Genomic DNA, 17,843 nt, shown 5'->3' with positions numbered 1-17,843 from the left:
CATTCACAACTCAAACAGAATCGCTATAGCTCTTGTCCTCCAGCTTGAACTGTATCCACTTCTTTAACTTTCAGATTCAGCGGTACTTTCAAACTCGATCGCTGTTTTAAACTGGTCTGATAGCGACCGAGAGCTGTTAAGGGGAAGTGCTGCTGATAGAGATGATATTTCAGGTAGAAATGACCCGGAAATCCAGTGCCTGTGAACCAATCTTCATTCCAGGCTCCATCTTGCTGAGTGCTAATTAGATAAGCGACTCCCTTGTCGATCGCTTCCCATTCATAGTCGCCTGTTCCATCGCCTGCTGCAAGTAATCCAATTAATGCCCAAGCGGTTTGAGAGGCAGTACTCGCTCCTTGTCCTTTTAGCGCTGGATTCTTATAACTTTCGCAAGTTTCGCCCCAACCTCCATCGGGATTCTGAACACTCACAATCCAATTAGCACCGCGCTGAATACTTCGCCGATGCGTATTCGGAGCAACTTTTGCGAGGGCAGCTAAAACACCACTGGTTCCATAGAGATAGTTCACGCCCCAACGTCCAAACCATGAGCCATCTTTTTCTTGTTCGCGGGTGAGATAGCGCAGAGCACGATCGAGCTTTTCTGGAGTAATGGCAACTCCTACCTCTGGCTCAATCTGCCCCAACATTTCCAGCACTCTCGCAGTCACATCAGCAGTATTCGGATCAATCATTGCTCTGAGATCGCCATAAGGAACCTCATTGATCCAGTCTTGATCGTTATCGAGATCAAAAGCTGCCCAGCCCCCCGGTTTACACTGCATTGTGCTGATCCACTCGACGCAACGAGCGATCGCTTGTCGCTTTAAACCTTGATTCGGCATGTGGATCAAGTCGAGTGCCATCACCACAACAGCCGAATCGTCTACGTCTGGGTAGAATCGATTCTCAAATTCAAACGCCCAGGCTCCGGGCTTGCCTTGAGTGTTTTTAACTGCCCAATCTCCGTAACTGAGAATTTGTTTTTCGAGCAACCATTCTCCTGCTTTGACCAGTGTTGGATCATCTGGAGCTACCCCAGATTCGATCAGAGATCGAACGACTAATCCAGTGTCCCAAACGGGAGAAACACAAGGCTGAATTCGATAGCTGTTCTCTTCTTCGATCGCAAAATGATCGATCGCATTCATGCCTCTGATCACGTAAGGATCATTTACGTCATATCCTAAGCACCGTAATGCAATCAGAGAATTGATCATCGCGGGAATTATTCCGCCCCAGTCTCCGGTTGCTTCTTGCCGTTCGAGAACCCATTTTTCGGCAGCTTTAATTCCTTCTTCTCGGAGCGGGACAAGGTTCCACTCTTCTGCAAATTTGAAAGCTCGATCGAGGTCGAGAAATAAATCTGTCCAGTCTGATTTTCTGGGCAATTCATATTTGACGTTGTTCACGCCTTCGACGTAAAGCTCATCGAGCGTGATCGTCGGATTTGTAATGAAGACAGGCTTACGATCGAACGCGATTAACAGAGGTACAGTACTGCCCCGCGCCCAACTCGACATCTCATAAATACTGAACGTATGTCCCGAAAATAGCGGCTCTGATCCAAATGGATTGGGAACCTCAATTTTCAGTGACGGCAGCAGCATAATCCAAGGTGGAATAGATGGAATGCCGTGCCAGTCGTAGCATCCAATCAACGCTAAATGGAATTTTGTGAAAATGCGAGTTTTGCTAATTCCGCCGCGTGCCAGGATAAATTCTTTTGCCTTGATCAAAGCGGAATCAGTTGCCGGAACTTCTAATAACCGGAGTGCCATGTACGTCTCAACGGTGGTACTGAGATCGCCGCCGTCGCCGTAATACAGTTCCCAGCCTCCATGTTCTCGTTGTTGCGATCGCAAGTATTGCTCAGCTTTCTGCAACGGTCGCTCTTGATCAGTGCCCCAAATCTTATGCAGCAGAATCGTTTCTGCGGTGATGGTCACATTCGATTCGAGTTCTGCCCACCAATAGCCTTCTGGTTTTTGTAACGACAGTAGATATTGCTGACTGGCTTCGATCGCATTTTCTAGCGCTGACATCTTAGATACTCCTCACACCAACCCAAACCTTATCATCTGCATCGGCTTCTCTGCCAGACTGTGCTGATTGCACTGATCTTGTTTTTTGTTCTAGAGTAAATCCTCTTGAATTTCCACTTTACCTTGACGATGTATTGGGAATTTAAGGTAACGTTTTCATCGACGCGAAGAAATGCCATTTCCAGCGCTCCGCTAAAATTCGTGCCTTCATGGTGAGCTTGACATGTCTGATATCGTTCTTGGGATTTCGATCGTGAGTTTCTTGATTTGGGTCTATTTGCTAGCGTTCAGAGGTCAGTTTTGGCGGATGGATCAGCGGTTGCCAACAGGTGAAATTCAGAGTGCGTCGGTTTGTGTGGTGATTCCAGCGCGCAATGAGGCGGATATGCTGCCGCTGACGTTACGATCGCTCTTGACACAAGATTTTTCAGGCTCTCTCACGATTTTTCTCGTCGATGATCACAGCACGGATGGCACAGCACAAATTGCGCGATCAACGGCTGAAGAATGCAATCAATCTGCTCGGTTGCAGATCATTCCAGCTCAGCCTTTGCCGAGTGGCTGGACAGGGAAGCTTTGGGCGGTGCAGCAGGGAATTGAACGAGCAATAGAGCTAAAGCCGGACTACATTTTGCTGACGGACGCAGATATTCAACATGATTCAGGGAATGTGCGGGATTTAGTGAGTTGGGCGATCGCAGACGATCGAGAGTTAGTTTCGCTAATGGTGCGCTTACGCTGTGTGAGCATTTGGGAGAAGCTATTAATTCCAGCATTTGTGTTCTTTTTTGCCAAGTTATATCCGTTTCGCTGGGCAAATGATCCGACTCGAACGCTAGCGGCAGCGGCAGGAGGTTGTAGTTTAATTCGACGCGAGGCATTGGAGCGAATTGGTGGAATGTATGCCATTCGGCAGGCGTTAATTGATGATTGTGCTCTGGCAGATGCGATTAAGGCAAGTGGAACGAGACGGATTTGGCTCGGATTAACGCGATCGACAATTAGCCTCCGTCCTTACGATTCACTCGATACGATTTGGAAAATGGTCGCTCGAACGGCTTATACCCAATTGAACTATTCGCCAATCTTGCTGGTTGGATCGGTGCTAGGAATGGGTTTGGTTTACCTTGCTCCGATTCTTGTGCTGAATTGGATCGGGTTCGTGACGTATGTGTTGATGTCGATCGCTTATTTTCCGATTGTGCGATTTTATCGCTGTCCCGCTTGGTCTGCATTTTGTTTGCCCGCGATCGCGTTTCTGTATACCTTAATGACGATCGACTCTGCACTCCAACATTGGCAAGGTAAAGGCGGAGCCTGGAAAGGTCGCACCTATGGCACATAAAATCTTGCAATCCTAACCCATTCCGAAAAATCAGAGGTATTTACGACGTTAAGCTAGTGCTAAGGATCGGTCAGTTTAGCGAGGCAGGAGCAATCCGATCGCGATCGCCCCAATCGCCCCAATCAATGTATTCAAAATATTCACGACATCATGCGTTAGAAATGGGACTTTATCCTCGATCGTCGCTCCGATCAAACTTTCAATCGTCGTGGCTACAAAAGCCGCGATCGCACAAATTCCAATGCCAATCGGACTGATTAATCCTAGCGACCAGCCGACGATTGCGATCGCAACCGATCCCACAACTCCTGCGATCGTGCCTTCCAAACTCACCGCGCCTTCTGTTCCACGGGGGACGGGTTTTAATGTCGTAATTAAGAAAGTTCTCTGCCCGTAAGCCTTACCAATCTCAGTTCCACAAGTATCAGAAAGCTTGGTGCAAAAACTCGCGACATATCCCAATGCCAAGAGTGGAATGAAATCGATTGCGAACTGCGTTACATTTAAACCCAACACCAATAAGGCACAAATCGCCCCGACTAGCGCCGATCCCCAAACATTTCCTGCCCCTCTTGCGCCCGATCGCGCTTCTGCGATCCCTAATGCTTCTTTCTGCGCCTTGCCAACGAATGTTACGCCTGAACCAACTAGAAAATAAAAGACGACCAGCAAGTAACCTCGCCAGCCCAAACAGCCCCAAACAATCACACCTAAAATCCAAGCATTGACAATGCCGCCCGGAGTTAGAAGCTTCTTAGGCGCGATCGCCAGCAGTCCTAACAAAACCGCATTCAGCACGATCGCGATCAGCCAATCTGTCATCGAAGGAATTGCTGGAGGCATACGCACAGAAAAAAATTCGCCATAATTGATTCTGACATCAACGAGCGGCGAAATCATGAATTCAGTGCTATTTCATCTCGCCTTTCCAGTGCGGGATATTCCCACGACAAAGGCTTACTATGTGGACGGTTTAGGCTGCGGTTTAGGGCGAGAAAATGATCAAGCTGCAATTTTGAACTTATACGATCATCAATTGGTTGCCCATGTAACGCAGGATGAAATAACTCCACAAAAAGGGATCTATCCGCGTCACTTTGGGCTGATTTTTACCAACAAGTCCGATTGGCAAGCGTTGCTCGATCGCGCTCAGCAAAAACAACTCTCGTTCTATCAACAACCGAAACACCGCTTTGTGGGTATGCCGCTTGAACATTCCACCTTTTTTCTGATTGACCCCTTTGGCAATTTGATGGAGTACAAACACTACACCGATTCGACTGCCATTTTCGGCGGCGATCTTAATCAGATTGGCGATCGCTAATTTCTTGAGGCAGTGCTTTCATCTGCGATCGACGTTTGAGCCAGAACAGTCCCGGCAAAATGACTAAAGCTGCAAACATAGGAGGTTCTGGGACTGTGGCTGTGGCATCGGTTCGAGTGATGCCGTGTACCGTCAACTGGGTTTCAGGCTCAAAGTGCCGCTGATAAAACCCGGCGATTTCGACCCCGAATCCACTGTCGAAGATAGCGTCAATGTGGATGAAGTCGCTACTGCGAATCAGATTAAAGGGATTGTTTGCGGATAAGCTTGCTTCAAATGAATCAATCAAATTCTCACCATTGAAGATGCCGAACGCGACAAGACTATTTGCGCTGGCGTACTCTCCTGGTTCAGTGGCAAATGCGATCGCAGCAAGTGCAGCCTCAAAATCGAACTGAAAACAGCCACATTGCGTATCAAAGTTAATTTCAGTAAAGGATAAGCTTTCAGCAGTTGCAAAATAGTTTGATCCCATCCCTGTGGCGAATGCTTCTGAGAATTGATCTAATTCGTCTACGGTTGTGAGTGCATCTGCGGGAGCCTCAGCGAACGCGCCAGAGCCAGGAGATGAAATTGTCTTGGTGGAAGTTGTGATACCTGAGTTGAGGTTATTTCCCTGCCAGGTAAAGTTGTTCAGGAGTAAACTGCTGCTGGATGCTGCAAGACTTGCCGCTTGGCTTGGTGCAATAGCGATCGTGGAACTTATCACGATCGGGGCTGTCAACATCAAGCCCTGCATAACGGTTTGGATAGTGAATTTCATTGAGCAACGCTCCTAATCATGGATCAAGTTTGAGAAGCACTCTTCTGCAGCAAGGGAGGGTAGGAGGTCAATACTGAGGGGAAATTACGGTCGTGTAATGTCTGAAAAAATAAATATTACGTGCAACTCTACTGAGTTTCTTAAGTAACATCAGGTACTTTGAAATCTGCTCTACAGTAATTTCATAAAGTTGAAGTGTAAATTAACACAATCCAAATATAAGAGTTGTGAGTAATCCGTAACGCTACTGAGAAATCTTCAAGGGTTTGAGCATCGATTTGGAGAAGGTGCTGGCTGAGAATAAGAGCGTCTTCACTGGAATGATTTCAACATGAAAAATGGGAGGCATAGATATGCCTCCCACTGCATCTGAAAATGAGGAAGTTCTAAGAATTTGCGATCGCAGCAAACAATTCGTCGTAATCTTTGGCAAATCCGAGGCGCACATCTGCAAATTCTCCTGAACTCACAGCTTGGCGCAGCACAGACATCACTGCCGTCGCATGACTTTGTGCAACATCCGCATCTACGCCTTCGCGCTCTGCAATTCGGCGATAGAATTCATCAACTTTGAAATGCTCTCCCATTTGTCCTTCACGCCCGCGCAGACAGTCTCCCAATTCTTTGGGAAGCTGTGCCGCAAGATGGCTAGCTTCATCTCCGAGTAATCTTTCTCGCATTGTTTCTAACGTTGCTTTTGTTGCTTGAATTGCACCTTCTCGCGATTCAAATGATGCCGACTCTTTTACTGCTCGAATGAACTGATCGTAATTCATCAATTAGTCTCCAATTAGTAACGAAACACTGCCGCGATCGGCGCAGGAGCAGGCATCACATCTGGCTCCACTGCATAGACTATTCCTCCATTGATCAATGTCTGAATTGCCGCTGCATCTAGTAAGTCCTCGTCTCCTACTTCAGCATTGGTATGAATTTGGATCTCATTGGCATTCGGATCAAATCTGCCCCACTTCTGTACGCCGACTGCAACAAACAATCGATCGACTCGCCCATAGTAAGCTGCCGGAACAGTCTCTTCGAGCTTGGTCGAGATCAATTCTGTGTTTGATAAGTCGTGATAATCATGCGCTGCTTGTTCTTGTGCCTGCAAGAAGTAAGGCTCCACGATCGACCAAACTTGCTGATGCAACTCGGCGATTGCAGTGTCTTTGACATTTCCGGTAATGCCTTCTTCGATCAGATGGGGATAAGTATTTGCTTCCCGGTAAATCGGCATTAAATACTCCACACAAGCAAGCACTAAAGGCGATCGCTTCCCATTGAGAAAATCGTGCAACGCACTATCGATCGCGTGAAAAAACTGACCATAGTCTTTTTTCACATCATCTTGCTCAGGCGCACCTTGCCCATGAAACACACCTGTTCCGGCTGATGAATTCGTGAAATTCGCAGTTCCACTCGTCGTGCCGATGCGGAATTGTCCTCGCTGTTCATTGTCGTCATACTGCAAGACTTCATCCATCGCCTGCGGCAAGTTGGGAACATTGATTTCCCGGAGATGGTAGCGATCGCCTTCAAACAATTTCACTTGCTTCTGGCTGAGTTCGAGCACATAAAATGTCCCGTCTCCCGTCAGCAGCGGCAAAAGCGGCTTGAGATGAAATTGATCCGTGACCACAACTAGCTCAGACAAATCGAGTGGCACTTTGTAGTAACGGAAAAAATCATCCGTGATGAACAGTGCAAGACCCGAATCTTGTTGCTGCCAAAAATCGTCTTCCGACTCAATCAGGTCAGTCACGGGGCGCAAAAAATCATTGGCTTCGTCCTCAGAGAGTCCGTTGTCCTGTAATTTTTGCAGCGCTTCTCGAAAAAGGTTCTTAAATCGAATTTCATTTTGTCGAGTCTCAGTTCCAGCGACAACGGTTGGCAGGTAAATCGAAACGCACCAACTCTTTGATCGCTCAACTAATCCTTTCACTTCCTCGATCGTTAAAACACTCACGACAATCTCCTATGATTTTTCTTGATTCTCTTGAGGTGCTTTCTCTGTAGGTCTTTCTAAAGCTGCTTCATTCACCGGAGTTATTTCTTGATCATCCCGACTGTAATCTGGTTCAGTCGGTGTATCTCCAGGATTAGTATCAATCAGCCCGTTTTGATTCGTGTTGGTTTTCGTTGGGCTACTTCTATGGCTATATGAATCAGGCATAGCTATGTTCCTCATCGGTTCTTCTTTCCATTCAACTAATGTTTGAAGGGGCGAAATCTGTCGGAGGAAAGGTTAGCCGTTGTTAAGATGCACCTTGAGATTTTCGTAGAGCACTCACTTCAATAGAGGAAACTTTGGCGATCGCGTTCCACAGTAAAGGAACTGTTCTGTAGAAGACACAGATTCTATGTTTTGCCAAACCACTGAACGCCAATTTACCCTAGAGGACTTTCAGCCATTTCTGGATCAGTTCAAAATTGACTTGTGGGAGTTTGGAATTCTGGCTTGGCTGCTGGCGATCGTTGATCGTACCTTTGCCCTCTTTTCGGGTGGATTTCCCTCTGCTGTCGAACTAATTCAACTCTTTGTCACAACCTTAATGGCAATGGGGTGGGCATTGCTGAGTCCTCGATCCGAGGAATTGGCGCTTCGACTGACCGAATTCTTTCAGCCCGTTTTTTCTGATCTACACTCGGTCAAATCTGTACCCTCGATCGCGCAATTGCGGAAACTGGGCTATCAGCAAACGTTCTTCTGGCACAACTGGAAAATCAATCATTCCGTGATTCCCAATCCTAGAAGTCAAGTGCCTGTGATCTTTGTGCATGGCTTTGGTGGCTCGATCGGGCATTGGCGGCAGAATATGTCTGTGCTGGCAAAACATCATAGTGTTTATGCGATCGACTTATTAGGCTTTGGCGCGTCTGATAAGCCTGATATTGATTACTCGATCGAACTTTGGGTCGAACAGCTTCATGATTTTTGGCGGACTTGCGTTGATAAGCCGGTCGTCTTAGTCGGAAATTCGATCGGGTCGCTCATCTGCTCTGTCACAGCTAGAAAATATCCTGAAATGGTGCGCGGCATTGCGATGATTAGCTTGCCTGATCCCGCAAGTCAGCACGAGATTATTCCTGCGATCATGCGTCCATTGGTCAGACTCATTCAAGCGATTTTTGCTTCTTCTTGGGTCTTATATCCTTTGTTTTACTTACTCAGACACCCGAAGATTATTCGCCGTTGGGTGATGTTAGCATACGCGGGTCGAGAAGCAGTCACCGATGAATTGCTAGAAATTCTATCCAAGCCTGCTCATGAGCGCGATTCTGCGCGGGCATTTTGTGCCATTCTCAAAGCCATGACTCATCCAAAATTTAGTCCGAATCTGCAATCGATCCTCAGCAATATTCGCGCACCGTTACTGCTCCTATGGGGCAAACAAGACCGGATGATTCCGATCAAATCAGCGCAGCAATTTCTTACCTACAATCCGCACCTGCAACTCATCGAATTAGAAGATGCCGGACACTGCGCCCATGATGAATGCCCAGAGCGAGTTAACGCTGAATTGATGCAGTGGATTCAAGCACAAGTCCTCACCCCTGACCCGATCAAAAATTCTCGCCGTTCCCTGCAATAAGAGCGATAAAATCAAACTGATGATGCAAGGCGAAGCTTTGGGAGTGGGGACACATGGCGTTAATTGTGCAGAAATATGGGGGAACTTCGGTCGGAACGGTCGAACGAATTCAAGCCGTCGCGCAACGAGTAAAGAAAACCGTTGAGGCTGGAAATTCTGTGGTGGTCGTCGTTTCAGCGATGGGAAAAACGACGGATGGATTAGTCAAACTGGCAAACGATATTTCTGCCACTCCGAATCGTCGAGAGATGGATATGCTGCTGTCCACTGGAGAGCAAGTGTCGATCGCGCTTTTGAGTATGGCACTCCACGAAGCCGGACAGCCCGCCGTTTCGCTCACAGGCGCGCAGGTTGGAATCATTACCGAAACGCATCATACCCGCGCCCGAATTCTGAAAATTGCTACCGATCGCTTAGAACGCCATCTCAATCAAGGCGAAGTGGTCGTTGTTGCAGGCTTTCAAGGCATCAGCAGTACTGAAAATTGGGAAATTACAACGCTGGGTCGAGGCGGGTCTGACACATCAGCCGTTGCCTTGGCTGCTGCTCTCAGAGCTGATTTCTGCGAAATTTACACCGACGTTCCAGGCATTCTCACCGCCGATCCCCGATTGGTTGAAGACGCGCAACTGATGACGGAGATTACCTGCGATGAAATGTTAGAACTCGCGAGCCTGGGGGCGAAAGTTCTGCATCCGCGTGCTGTTGAAATTGCTCGAAATTATGGGATTCCCTTAGTTGTGAGATCGAGCTGGACAGATGATCCTGGAACCTGGGTGAGATCGCCTCAACCGCAGCCGCGCCCGCTCGAAGGCTTAGAAATCGCTCGTCCGGTCGATGCGGTTGAATTCGACACTGATCAAGCCAAAGTTGCCTTGCTACGAGTTCCCGACCGTCCGGGTGTTGCCGCGAAATTGTTTGGCGAGATTGCCTCGCAAAAACTGGATGTCGATCTGATTATTCAATCGATTCACGAAGGAAATACGAATGATATTGCCTTCACAGTGGTCAAAAACTCTCTGACTCGGGCTGAAGCGGTTGCCAGCGCAATTATTCCGGCTCTAACCGCAGGCTATGCGATCAATCCAGAATCCGCTCCTGACGTGATGATTGAGCAAAATATTGCCAAAGTCACGATCGCGGGAGCCGGCATGATTGGTCGTCCGGGGATTGCAGCTCAAATGTTTTCAACTTTGGCAGAGGCTGGAATCAATATTCAAATGATTTCAACGTCTGAAGTGAAAGTCAGTTGTGTGGTGGATGAAGTGGATTGCGATCGCGCAATTTCTGCCCTCTGCCAAGTCTTTGAAATCTCACAATCTGGAGTCAAAGCATCGGCACAAGCTGCACCGAGTTCTGCTGCTGCTGTGCGAGGGGTTGCGTTAGATGTGAAGCAGGCACAAGTTGCAGTCCGCTACATTCCCGATCGTCCGGGCATGGCGGCAAAAATCTTCCAGCTTCTTGCCGGTCAGAACATCAGCGTCGATATGATCATTCAATCGCAGCGCTGCCGCATGGTGAATGGTGTGATGACACGTGATATTGCCTTTACCGTGGCGCAAATGGATGCGGATGCAGCGAAACAAACGCTTGAAGCTGCGCGATCGGAAATTGGCTATGGCGAGGTTGTGGTCGATAGCGCGATCGCAAAAGTCAGCATTGTCGGCTCTGGAATGGTCGGACAGCCCGGAGTTGCCGCTCGAATGTTCGAGGCACTCTTCAAGCACGAAATCAACATCCAAATGATTGCGACTTCTGAAATTAAAGTCAGTTGTGTCGTGTCAGAAGACCAAGGTGTGAAAGCACTGCAAGCGATTCATGCCGCATTTGAACTGGCAGGAACTCAGAGAATTCAAGTCTCTGCATGACCCAAACGCCTCACGATCATTTTGCCAAGGCGTATTTGGAAGAACTGCTTTCTCCGATCGGGCAAGTCACACCCGATCTCCCAATTGAGGCGGAACTCGCTACGCCGATATCTGGTTCGTTCCTGAATCCGTCGAGGAATCTGAACGAGCCTACCTCGGCTTACTTGGAAAGCTGACCACTACGCCTTGTTTGATCGAACCCTTCCGAAATCCTGCTGACGAAGACCAAATTCTCGACTGTGTGGGCAAACTCATTTCCCTCCGTCGAGAACTGCTCCGCAAAGCCAACCGCGAAAAACGAACGATTCCCCCAGAGTTCATGCCTCGGCTTTGGATTCTGGTTCCTTCTGCTTCTGTCGAACTGCGTCGTGAATTTGGAGCCAATCGCCGAAAACGGACCTGGGAAAGTGGCATCTATCATCACCCAAATGCTTATCGCACTGGGTTAATTGTCCTGCATCAACTTCCACAGACTCCGGATACTTTATGGCTTCGGATTCTCGGTCGTGGACGATCGCAGAAAAAAGCGATTCAGGAATTCAATGCTCTGCCAGATGATCACCGAATGAAAGAGATCGTTCTGGAATTGTTAACTGAATGGCGCACTATGATAGAGCTACGGCGCAATCTGACTGAAGACGAGGAGGAACTATTTATGAATTTGTCCCCAATCTATCTACAGCGCAGACAGGAATGGCGAGAAGAAGGACGAGAGGAGGAACGTCGATCGACGATCGAGAGTCTGCTCATGTCGCGGTTTAACGCTCTAGATTCAGAACTGGCTGGAATTGTCGATCGGATTGCAACCTTGCCTCCGAACGAATTTACGCCAATCCTCTTATCCGCGTCACGAGAAGAATTGCTGCGTCAGTTTTCAACGATTAATTGAATGTGCCGAATCCCCGAATCTCACAGCAAAATGTTAGCCTAGAAGGGATTTTTGATGATGACACTCCGATGAACAAAGTTGTGGTAGGTCTATCCGGTGGGGTGGACAGTTCTGTTGCTGCTGCCACGTTGCACGATCAAGGCTATGACGTGGTGGGGCTGACCCTTTGGTTGATGAAAGGGAAAGGTCAGTGCTGCTCAGAAGGCATGGTCGATGCTGCAAAACTTTGTGAGGAGTTGGGCATCCCGCATCACATTGTGGATAGTCGGGATGTGTTTCAAGAAAACATCGTAGATTATCTGGTCGCAGGATATGGCGAAGGCATTACGCCCTTGCCTTGTTCGCAGTGCAATAAAGCCGTGAAATTTACTCCGATGCTGAAGTATGCGCGGGAAACCTTGGGAATCGAGAAAATTGCCACAGGTCACTATGCGCGAATTCGATTCGATGAAACGACTGGACGATATCAGCTGTTAAGAGCGATCGACCGATCCAAAGATCAATCTTACTTTCTCTACGATCTCGATCAAACCGTCCTGTCTCAAGTGCTGTTCCCATTGGGTGAGAAGCACAAAACTGAAACGCGCCAAATTGCGGCAGGGTTCGGATTGCACACTGCCGATAAGCCAGAAAGTCAAGATCTCTGTCTTGTCGAAGCGAATGGCTCAATGCAGGCATTTCTCGATAAATACATTGCGCCTCGCCAAGGCGAAATTGTCGATCAATCGGGTAAAGTTCTCGGTCAGCATGAAGGGGTGCATCACTATACGATCGGGCAACGCAAAGGTTTAGGAATCGCGCACAGTGAACCTCTCTATGTGATCGGGCTAGATGCGGTGATGAATCGTGTGATTGTCGGAGAACGATCGCAGGCGCAAAACCCTGAATGTAATGTCTCGCGGATTAATTGGGTGTCGATCGCTCAACCAACAGCCCCAATTAAAGCAGAAGTACAAATTCGCTATCGCTCAACCGCGACTCCTGCAACGGTGATTCCTTTAGAAGGAAACCGCGTGCGGATTGTGTTTGATGAACCGCAATTTAGTATTACACCCGGTCAGGCGGCAGTTTGGTACGACGGTGAAGTGCTACTTGGCGGTGGAATTATTGAGCGCAGTTGAAGGAATGGCGCTAAACGGGATATCTCGAATTGCGTAATTCTGCCAGCCTTTTGCGTCAAAGTGCCACCATTCGGTCGCAAGCGGGATAAAACCCGCTTTCACCATCGCGTCTTCGAGCGTTTGACGATTTTTGAGCACGTTTGCGGGCAGATTTTTATAGCTGCGAGACGCTCGATCGCTAAAATCATCAAATCCGGTCGGCATTGGTAATTCGTTTCCAGCGCGATCGACGAGCGTAAGATCAACTGCCATCCCCCGATTATGGCGCGATCCATAGGCTGGATTTGCCACAAAGCGATCGTCCGGTTTGATCGCCCAAAGTGCTCTTTGAATCGCTAAAGGGCGGTAGCAATCGTATACTTTTAACCCTAATCCTTGTGCTTCTAAAGCGGTTTGCACTTGGGATAACTGTTGTGCCGCTGCCGCGCGTAAAATACATCGCGCTTCAGGGTAAAGCTTTTGTTTGACAAAATTATTTGTTGTTGCGTAGCGAATGTCGAGCGCAATCCGAGGATTAATCGATCGAATGTCAACGAGAACCGTTGGATTGAGTTGAACTGCTCCAACTGGGTTGTGAAGGAACAGCGCGATCGTCAAAGCGACAACGAACGTAAATAGAAATTGAATTCGAGAAACTTGCATGGCGAGGGCATAACCAACTAATTGATATGGATTCAGCGATCGTACTCAGAGTTCCCTACGGCTGAATGATTTGTTCACACCATTCAAGCACCGGGCAGGTCGCACAGTGAGGGCGTTTTCCAGTACAAATGTGTTTACCAAATGGAACCAGCAGTTGATTGATCTCGATCCAGTATTGTTTTGGCAACTTTGCCGTGAGTGCGATCGTGGTTTTTTCTGGCGTTTTAGTTTGCACGTATCCCCAGCGATTCGTAATTCGATGCACATGTGTATCGACGCTGATATAAGGCTGATGACAGGCAATTCCTAGTGCCAGATGCGCGCATTTCACCCCAATTCCTTTGAACTTGAGTAATACGTCTAAATCGGCTGGAAGTTCCCCCTGGTACTCTGTGAGAATTTGATGGGCGATCGTATGAATCTGCTGGGCTTTTTGCTCTGGGTAGGTACAGTCTTGAATTAAGGTTTGGATTTCTGCGATCGACAATTGAGCGATCTCTTCAGGCGTGCGCGCTCGCTCAAATAATCGCCGCGAAACGGGTAAACTCACCTCGTCGTAAGTCCGAACAGAAATCAAACAGCTAATCAATTGCTCAAACAACGATTGATAGCCATCTTCGTAGAGTTCAAACATGGCAGCTTTGGGAAATTCTTGCACTGCCTCACGAATTCGAGCTATGACCTGATCGATCTCAAACGGTTGTTTCGACATGTTTTGATAGTGCGGGTGTATTATGGAAGCCGATAGTCCATCGAACCATAATGCTCACATTACAAGGCAAAGTTATTTTAGGAATCGACCCTGCGATCGCAACGATCGGATATGGTGCAATTCAAGATGATCATGTCATCGATTACGGCGTAATTAAGACCGCCTCGACTTCGCTCATTTACGATCGCTTAAAGCAGATTCACGATGATATTCGCGAACTGTGTGAGTTGATCAAACCCGATGCAGTTGCTTTGGAAATGCCGTTTTTTACGCGTGAGACAACCTCTGCAAACAAGGTACTGCGCGCCTTAGGAGTGATTGAACTTGCTTTGGGAGAATATGGGCTAAATGAGCCAATTTTTTTACATCAATCGCAAGTGAAGGCTTCCGTTGCCAAATATGGCGCACAGAAATCAGAGATGCAGCAAGCGGTGATGATGATTTTTGGGTTATCTGAAATTCCTAAGCCAGATGATGCGGCAGACGGATTAGCGATCGCGTTTGCTGCCCAATCGGGTGCGCGGGCAAATGTGAAATAGCTGCACAAAGGTCGAGGTTTCGATGGTACGCCTTTAGCAAAGTCGCAATTAGACAACGATTATTTGAGCAACTGCGAAATAATTTTACTAGCAGCTTGCTGAGTTTCTTTGAGTAAGCGCGGATCGACACTTTTATCACTCGGCGAATGGTAGTTTGGGTCTTTGCCTCGGAAAAAGAACAAGGTTGGAACTGCTTTTGCCTGAAAAGAAGCATGATCACTTCTGCCAAATCGACTCGATCTCACTTCTTCGCGCGTTGATTGCGTCGCTACCGCGCTTAAGGCTCCTGAACCATCAATCAATAAGCGATCGTTCACGCCAACCATGTCAAAATTGATCATTCCTTTCAAGCTCTTGAGCACCGCCGAGTCTAGTTGCTCGACAAACGCCTCTGAACCTTTCAGTCCATCTTCTTCGCCATCAAAGTTGATAAACCAAATTTGCTGCGCTTCAGTAGACTGAGCAAACTGACGTGCTAATGCCAAAATCACCGCAGTTCCAGAGGCATTATCATTGGCTCCGGGTGAGTTTTCTACTGAATCAAAATGTCCACCAATGATCAACTTGGGCTGCCTCACATTCGGCAAATGAGCAATGATATTGCGTCCGACTGCATTTGGGCGAGATTGCACATTTAGTGTCGCTTGTGCTTCAGTGGTTTGGGCAAGTAAGGGTGCACCATCTTTTCCAGAAATCGCGGCAGCAGGAATTGGCGAAGGTTGCATCAACATGCCGCGAACATTATCAGGTTGGTTATTCACAATCACAATCCCGATCGCGCCTGCTGCTGCTGCATGATCAATCTTCTGAGCAAATGTTAGTCCTCCACCCCGTCGAACCAGCGCGATCGCGCCTTTGACATTCACTGTTTGAAAGTCTTCAGATGTTCCATAATTTGGAACTATAACGAGCTTTCCAGAAGGATGACCCGATCGCGATCGCACCATTGCCCAAACTCGAATCGCAGTTCCATTGACGGTCAAATCAGAGCCGACATCTGCAAATTTCGGATAGCTGAAGGGTTGGATTTCAACTTGATAGCCTGCTTTGCGATACTCATTGACCAAAAATTCGCTAGCTCGTTCAGCAGCAGGCGATCCTGTGACCCGCGCTCCCATTTTGACTAAAGCTTGTACATCCGCAGTGAGTAAATCCGTTGCAAAATTTGGACTTCCCAAACTGAGGGAAAGCACGATCGTGAAAATTGCGATCGCAAGATTGAGCAAGGTGCGTCGCGACCTGAAAAGCATAGATACCTTATGAAGTTTGCGGAGTGGAGAGTGGGGGGATGGGGAGAAATAAATCAGACTCAGATTGCTGCTCCCTATCTCCCCATCAGAGCTATTGCGCTGAACCACTGGGTTGCAGTCTAGCAAATCGATCTTTCATTTCAGAAGCACCAATTTGACGAACTTGGCGAGCAATCAGTGCATTAATTCCAGCAATGAAACTGAGTTGACCTAGCAGCGCGCTCAAAACTGCGAGGGGGGATACAACCTCGGGAGATACACTCCAAAGAAAAGGCGATGTGAGGAGCACCATGTCTCTAAGCGGGATCGAAATTAATCCTCTAGAAGAGAGGAGCGCAGCGAATGCAGGCGGAATCAAGAGCAAGATGGTAATCAACGCGATCGCAATAAAATTCCGTTTGGACGTTTTCTGAATGACCAGCCATTGCATGATTGCAGCATAAAGTGCAAGCGTTGTGAGGCTAATCAAGACCAAAAGTGCATTGGGTTGTGTGCCATTCCAGATTCGATCGGTTCCAAATGTGGAGATGCTAAGCCAAAGAATTCCAGCGATCGCTAAATTCACCATCATTGCGAGGCCGGCTGGGCTGTGGTCATGAAACAACAGATCTTTCAAAAGTGACGATCGCGGCGATTGAGTGTGACGGTATCGCGCCCAATCCATGACCGCCTGACGTTGGGGGGAGAGAATTGCAGCCAAAGGTAGAAAAATCAGCAGATTCAGGACAATTGGGAGCAAGACGGTTCCGAATGCTTGGGGTGCATCTGTGCCTTTACTCACATAAGTCTGAAAGCTCAGACCTAGCACTAAGCTTTGCAGATAAAAGACTAATCCATAGCTTTGACGCTTGTGCAAAATTGTGGTGCTAGGTTGATGGAAACATCGCGCTAAGCCTTGCCACACCCATCCATTGAGAATCGCAATATTCAAAAGCGTAAACAGATGTGCGATCGCTGTATTGTTGCTAATTGGTAAGCTAAACCAAAACCAACTTGAATCAGGAGAAGTGATATATAAAATTGGCGCTGTTAGTAAGGTTTTCCAGACCGTTTCTGAATTCCACATGATGTATCCTGGAACAAAAATAGCTCCAACCATCAACACATAGAAGATGGTCACACCTAGCGCCTGAGCAGATCGCTTGAGAGTCGATTTACTAAAAAAGCCAAAGAGCAAAGTAAAGCTAAAAATCAGATATGAGCCTGCTGCTAGCATCATGTAGAAACTGGGCAAAAAGCTGAGATTTCCCGCTCTTGAGGTGACAAAAATATGTAAAGGCAGCAGAGATGCGATCGCACAATACACCAAAATCGGAACACCCAAGATTTTACCGAGTAAAATGCTTGATGCCGATCGTGGACTTAATCGCACAAAATCAAGCGTGCCTTGACGTTCCTCATTTTGCAAATCGCTGAGTAAGAAATACGTTCCTGAAAGCATTAAGACAAAGGGAATACAGGTATGCAACGCTTGTGCAAAGTGCTGCCACCACAGCATCCAATCAATCGCGAAAGTCTTGGCAGAAACATTCTCGGTGCAACCTTGAATAAACTCACCGCCGACCATGTGCCCACAGTAGGGATTATATTGATAGGCCTCTGGGGTTGGAAGTTGACCATAAAACCAGAGAAAGACGAGCACTTGAGCCACGATCGAGAGTGCGCCCACGATTAGAATATTGCGCCAAGTCAGTCGCCCTTTCAGTTCTCGTAAAAGTTGGGGGTTGAGATTACCAATTTGATCCAGCATAG

The 17,843-nt window shown here is 47.7% G+C and carries 18 protein-coding genes; 8 read left to right on the top strand and 10 right to left on the bottom strand.

Going from position 1 to position 17,843, the window contains the following annotated elements; genetic code table 11:
* Positions 1–23 precede the first annotated feature (23 nt).
* Complete coding sequence (shc, locus tag ACMUEV_RS27385; RefSeq protein WP_190651436.1) at positions 24–2,045, bottom strand: squalene--hopene cyclase; 2,022 nt, start codon at positions 2,043–2,045, stop codon at positions 24–26.
* Positions 2,046–2,268: 223 nt separating this feature from the next.
* Here shc and ACMUEV_RS27380 point away from each other — a divergent pair, with 223 nt between their 5' ends.
* On the top strand, positions 2,269–3,390 hold the full coding sequence (locus ACMUEV_RS27380; RefSeq protein ID WP_190651434.1) for a glycosyltransferase: 1,122 nt from the start codon (positions 2,269–2,271) through the stop codon (positions 3,388–3,390).
* 75 nt (positions 3,391–3,465) lie between these two features.
* On the opposite strand, the gene ACMUEV_RS27375 is transcribed toward ACMUEV_RS27380, so the two are convergent.
* Positions 3,466–4,233 (bottom strand): TIGR00297 family protein, encoded by a 768-nt coding sequence (locus ACMUEV_RS27375; RefSeq protein ID WP_190651432.1) that lies wholly within the window; start codon positions 4,231–4,233, stop codon positions 3,466–3,468.
* Between the two features lie 55 nt (positions 4,234–4,288).
* On the opposite strand from ACMUEV_RS27375, the gene ACMUEV_RS27370 reads away from it, so the two are divergent.
* Positions 4,289–4,714: a VOC family protein gene (locus ACMUEV_RS27370; protein WP_190651430.1), complete on the top strand. Its 426-nt coding sequence runs from the start codon at positions 4,289–4,291 to the stop codon at positions 4,712–4,714.
* Here ACMUEV_RS27370 and ACMUEV_RS27365 read toward each other — a convergent pair.
* From ACMUEV_RS27365 to ACMUEV_RS27350, 4 genes are all read right to left on the bottom strand, one after another.
* Complete coding sequence (locus tag ACMUEV_RS27365) at positions 4,692–5,477, bottom strand: hypothetical protein (protein WP_190651428.1); 786 nt, start codon at positions 5,475–5,477, stop codon at positions 4,692–4,694. The genes ACMUEV_RS27370 and ACMUEV_RS27365 overlap by 23 nt on opposite strands.
* 386 nt (positions 5,478–5,863) lie before the next feature.
* On the bottom strand, positions 5,864–6,253 hold the full coding sequence (locus ACMUEV_RS27360; protein ID WP_190651426.1) for a DUF2267 domain-containing protein: 390 nt from the start codon (positions 6,251–6,253) through the stop codon (positions 5,864–5,866).
* Between the two features lie 14 nt (positions 6,254–6,267).
* Complete coding sequence (locus tag ACMUEV_RS27355) at positions 6,268–7,443, bottom strand: hypothetical protein (protein WP_190651424.1); 1,176 nt, start codon at positions 7,441–7,443, stop codon at positions 6,268–6,270.
* 9 nt (positions 7,444–7,452) lie between these two features.
* Entirely contained in the window at positions 7,453–7,650 is a 198-nt protein-coding gene (locus tag ACMUEV_RS27350; protein ID WP_017286019.1) for a hypothetical protein, read from the bottom strand.
* Positions 7,651–7,837: 187 nt separating this feature from the next.
* Here ACMUEV_RS27350 and ACMUEV_RS27345 point away from each other — a divergent pair, with 187 nt between their 5' ends.
* The 5 genes from ACMUEV_RS27345 to mnmA are packed head-to-tail and all read left to right on the top strand — an operon-like array spanning position 7,838 to position 12,948.
* Complete coding sequence (locus ACMUEV_RS27345; RefSeq protein ID WP_017286020.1) at positions 7,838–9,070, top strand: alpha/beta fold hydrolase; 1,233 nt, start codon at positions 7,838–7,840, stop codon at positions 9,068–9,070.
* Between the two features lie 53 nt (positions 9,071–9,123).
* Positions 9,124–10,938, top strand: coding sequence for an aspartate kinase (locus ACMUEV_RS27340; protein WP_017286021.1), 1,815 nt, complete (start codon positions 9,124–9,126; stop codon positions 10,936–10,938).
* Entirely contained in the window at positions 10,935–11,114 is a 180-nt protein-coding gene (locus ACMUEV_RS27335; RefSeq protein WP_190651422.1) for a hypothetical protein, read from the top strand. Before ACMUEV_RS27340 ends, ACMUEV_RS27335 begins: the two co-directional genes overlap by 4 nt.
* A 14-nt stretch (positions 11,115–11,128) precedes the next feature.
* Positions 11,129–11,827, top strand: coding sequence for a hypothetical protein (locus ACMUEV_RS27330; RefSeq protein ID WP_190651420.1), 699 nt, complete (start codon positions 11,129–11,131; stop codon positions 11,825–11,827).
* Between the two features lie 2 nt (positions 11,828–11,829).
* The gene (gene mnmA / locus ACMUEV_RS27325; RefSeq protein WP_317135180.1) at positions 11,830–12,948 is read left to right on the top strand and encodes a tRNA 2-thiouridine(34) synthase MnmA; all 1,119 of its coding nucleotides are present in this window, start codon (positions 11,830–11,832) and stop codon (positions 12,946–12,948) included.
* Here the strand turns inward: mnmA and ACMUEV_RS27320 are convergent.
* A complete protein-coding gene (locus ACMUEV_RS27320; RefSeq protein ID WP_190651418.1) occupies positions 12,916–13,590 on the bottom strand; it encodes a M15 family metallopeptidase in 675 nt (224 codons plus the stop codon). The two genes, mnmA and ACMUEV_RS27320, sit on opposite strands and share 33 nt — an antisense overlap.
* A gap of 55 nt (positions 13,591–13,645) precedes the next feature.
* The gene (locus ACMUEV_RS27315) at positions 13,646–14,302 is read right to left on the bottom strand and encodes an endonuclease III domain-containing protein (protein WP_190651416.1); all 657 of its coding nucleotides are present in this window, start codon (positions 14,300–14,302) and stop codon (positions 13,646–13,648) included.
* 50 nt (positions 14,303–14,352) lie between these two features.
* Here ACMUEV_RS27315 and ACMUEV_RS27310 point away from each other — a divergent pair, with 50 nt between their 5' ends.
* The gene (locus ACMUEV_RS27310) at positions 14,353–14,841 is read left to right on the top strand and encodes a crossover junction endodeoxyribonuclease RuvC (protein WP_017286026.1); all 489 of its coding nucleotides are present in this window, start codon (positions 14,353–14,355) and stop codon (positions 14,839–14,841) included.
* Positions 14,842–14,900: 59 nt separating this feature from the next.
* Here the strand turns inward: ACMUEV_RS27310 and ACMUEV_RS27305 are convergent, their stop codons facing one another.
* Together ACMUEV_RS27305 and ACMUEV_RS27300 are read right to left on the bottom strand one after the other, a co-directional pair.
* The gene (locus ACMUEV_RS27305) at positions 14,901–16,091 is read right to left on the bottom strand and encodes a M28 family metallopeptidase (protein ID WP_190651414.1); all 1,191 of its coding nucleotides are present in this window, start codon (positions 16,089–16,091) and stop codon (positions 14,901–14,903) included.
* A 91-nt stretch (positions 16,092–16,182) separates the two neighbouring features.
* Complete coding sequence (locus tag ACMUEV_RS27300) at positions 16,183–17,841, bottom strand: hypothetical protein (protein ID WP_190651412.1); 1,659 nt, start codon at positions 17,839–17,841, stop codon at positions 16,183–16,185.
* Between the last annotated feature and the right edge of the window lie 2 nt (positions 17,842–17,843).

This window comes from Leptolyngbya sp. FACHB-1624 (assembly GCF_047649235.1).
Classification (GTDB): Bacteria; Cyanobacteriota; Cyanobacteriia; order Leptolyngbyales; family Leptolyngbyaceae; genus Leptolyngbya; species Leptolyngbya boryana.
The sequence above is the reverse complement of the archived record's forward strand: the minus strand, read 5'-3'. Positions and strand labels throughout refer to the sequence as shown.

Bases quoted from the DNA above. Each gene is read 5' to 3' on its own strand.
- ACMUEV_RS27350 (WP_017286019.1), bottom strand. From the start codon at position 7,650: ATGCCTGATTCATATAGCCATAGAAGTAGCCCAACGAAAACCAACACG.
- ACMUEV_RS27320 (WP_190651418.1), bottom strand. From the start codon at position 13,590: ATGCAAGTTTCTCGAATTCAATTTCTATTTACGTTCGTTGTCGCTTTG.
- ACMUEV_RS27310 (WP_017286026.1), top strand. From the start codon at position 14,353: ATGCTCACATTACAAGGCAAAGTTATTTTAGGAATCGACCCTGCGATC.
- ACMUEV_RS27345 (WP_017286020.1), top strand. From the start codon at position 7,838: ATGTTTTGCCAAACCACTGAACGCCAATTTACCCTAGAGGACTTTCAG.
- ACMUEV_RS27365 (WP_190651428.1), bottom strand. From the start codon at position 5,477: ATGAAATTCACTATCCAAACCGTTATGCAGGGCTTGATGTTGACAGCC.
- ACMUEV_RS27380 (WP_190651434.1), top strand. From the start codon at position 2,269: ATGTCTGATATCGTTCTTGGGATTTCGATCGTGAGTTTCTTGATTTGG.
- ACMUEV_RS27315 (WP_190651416.1), bottom strand. From the start codon at position 14,302: ATGTCGAAACAACCGTTTGAGATCGATCAGGTCATAGCTCGAATTCGT.
- ACMUEV_RS27360 (WP_190651426.1), bottom strand. From the start codon at position 6,253: ATGAATTACGATCAGTTCATTCGAGCAGTAAAAGAGTCGGCATCATTT.
- ACMUEV_RS27305 (WP_190651414.1), bottom strand. From the start codon at position 16,091: ATGCTTTTCAGGTCGCGACGCACCTTGCTCAATCTTGCGATCGCAATT.
- shc (WP_190651436.1), bottom strand. From the start codon at position 2,045: ATGTCAGCGCTAGAAAATGCGATCGAAGCCAGTCAGCAATATCTACTG.
- ACMUEV_RS27375 (WP_190651432.1), bottom strand. From the start codon at position 4,233: ATGCCTCCAGCAATTCCTTCGATGACAGATTGGCTGATCGCGATCGTG.
- ACMUEV_RS27300 (WP_190651412.1), bottom strand. From the start codon at position 17,841: ATGCTGGATCAAATTGGTAATCTCAACCCCCAACTTTTACGAGAACTG.
- ACMUEV_RS27335 (WP_190651422.1), top strand. From the start codon at position 10,935: ATGACCCAAACGCCTCACGATCATTTTGCCAAGGCGTATTTGGAAGAA.
- ACMUEV_RS27340 (WP_017286021.1), top strand. From the start codon at position 9,124: ATGGCGTTAATTGTGCAGAAATATGGGGGAACTTCGGTCGGAACGGTC.
- ACMUEV_RS27370 (WP_190651430.1), top strand. From the start codon at position 4,289: ATGAATTCAGTGCTATTTCATCTCGCCTTTCCAGTGCGGGATATTCCC.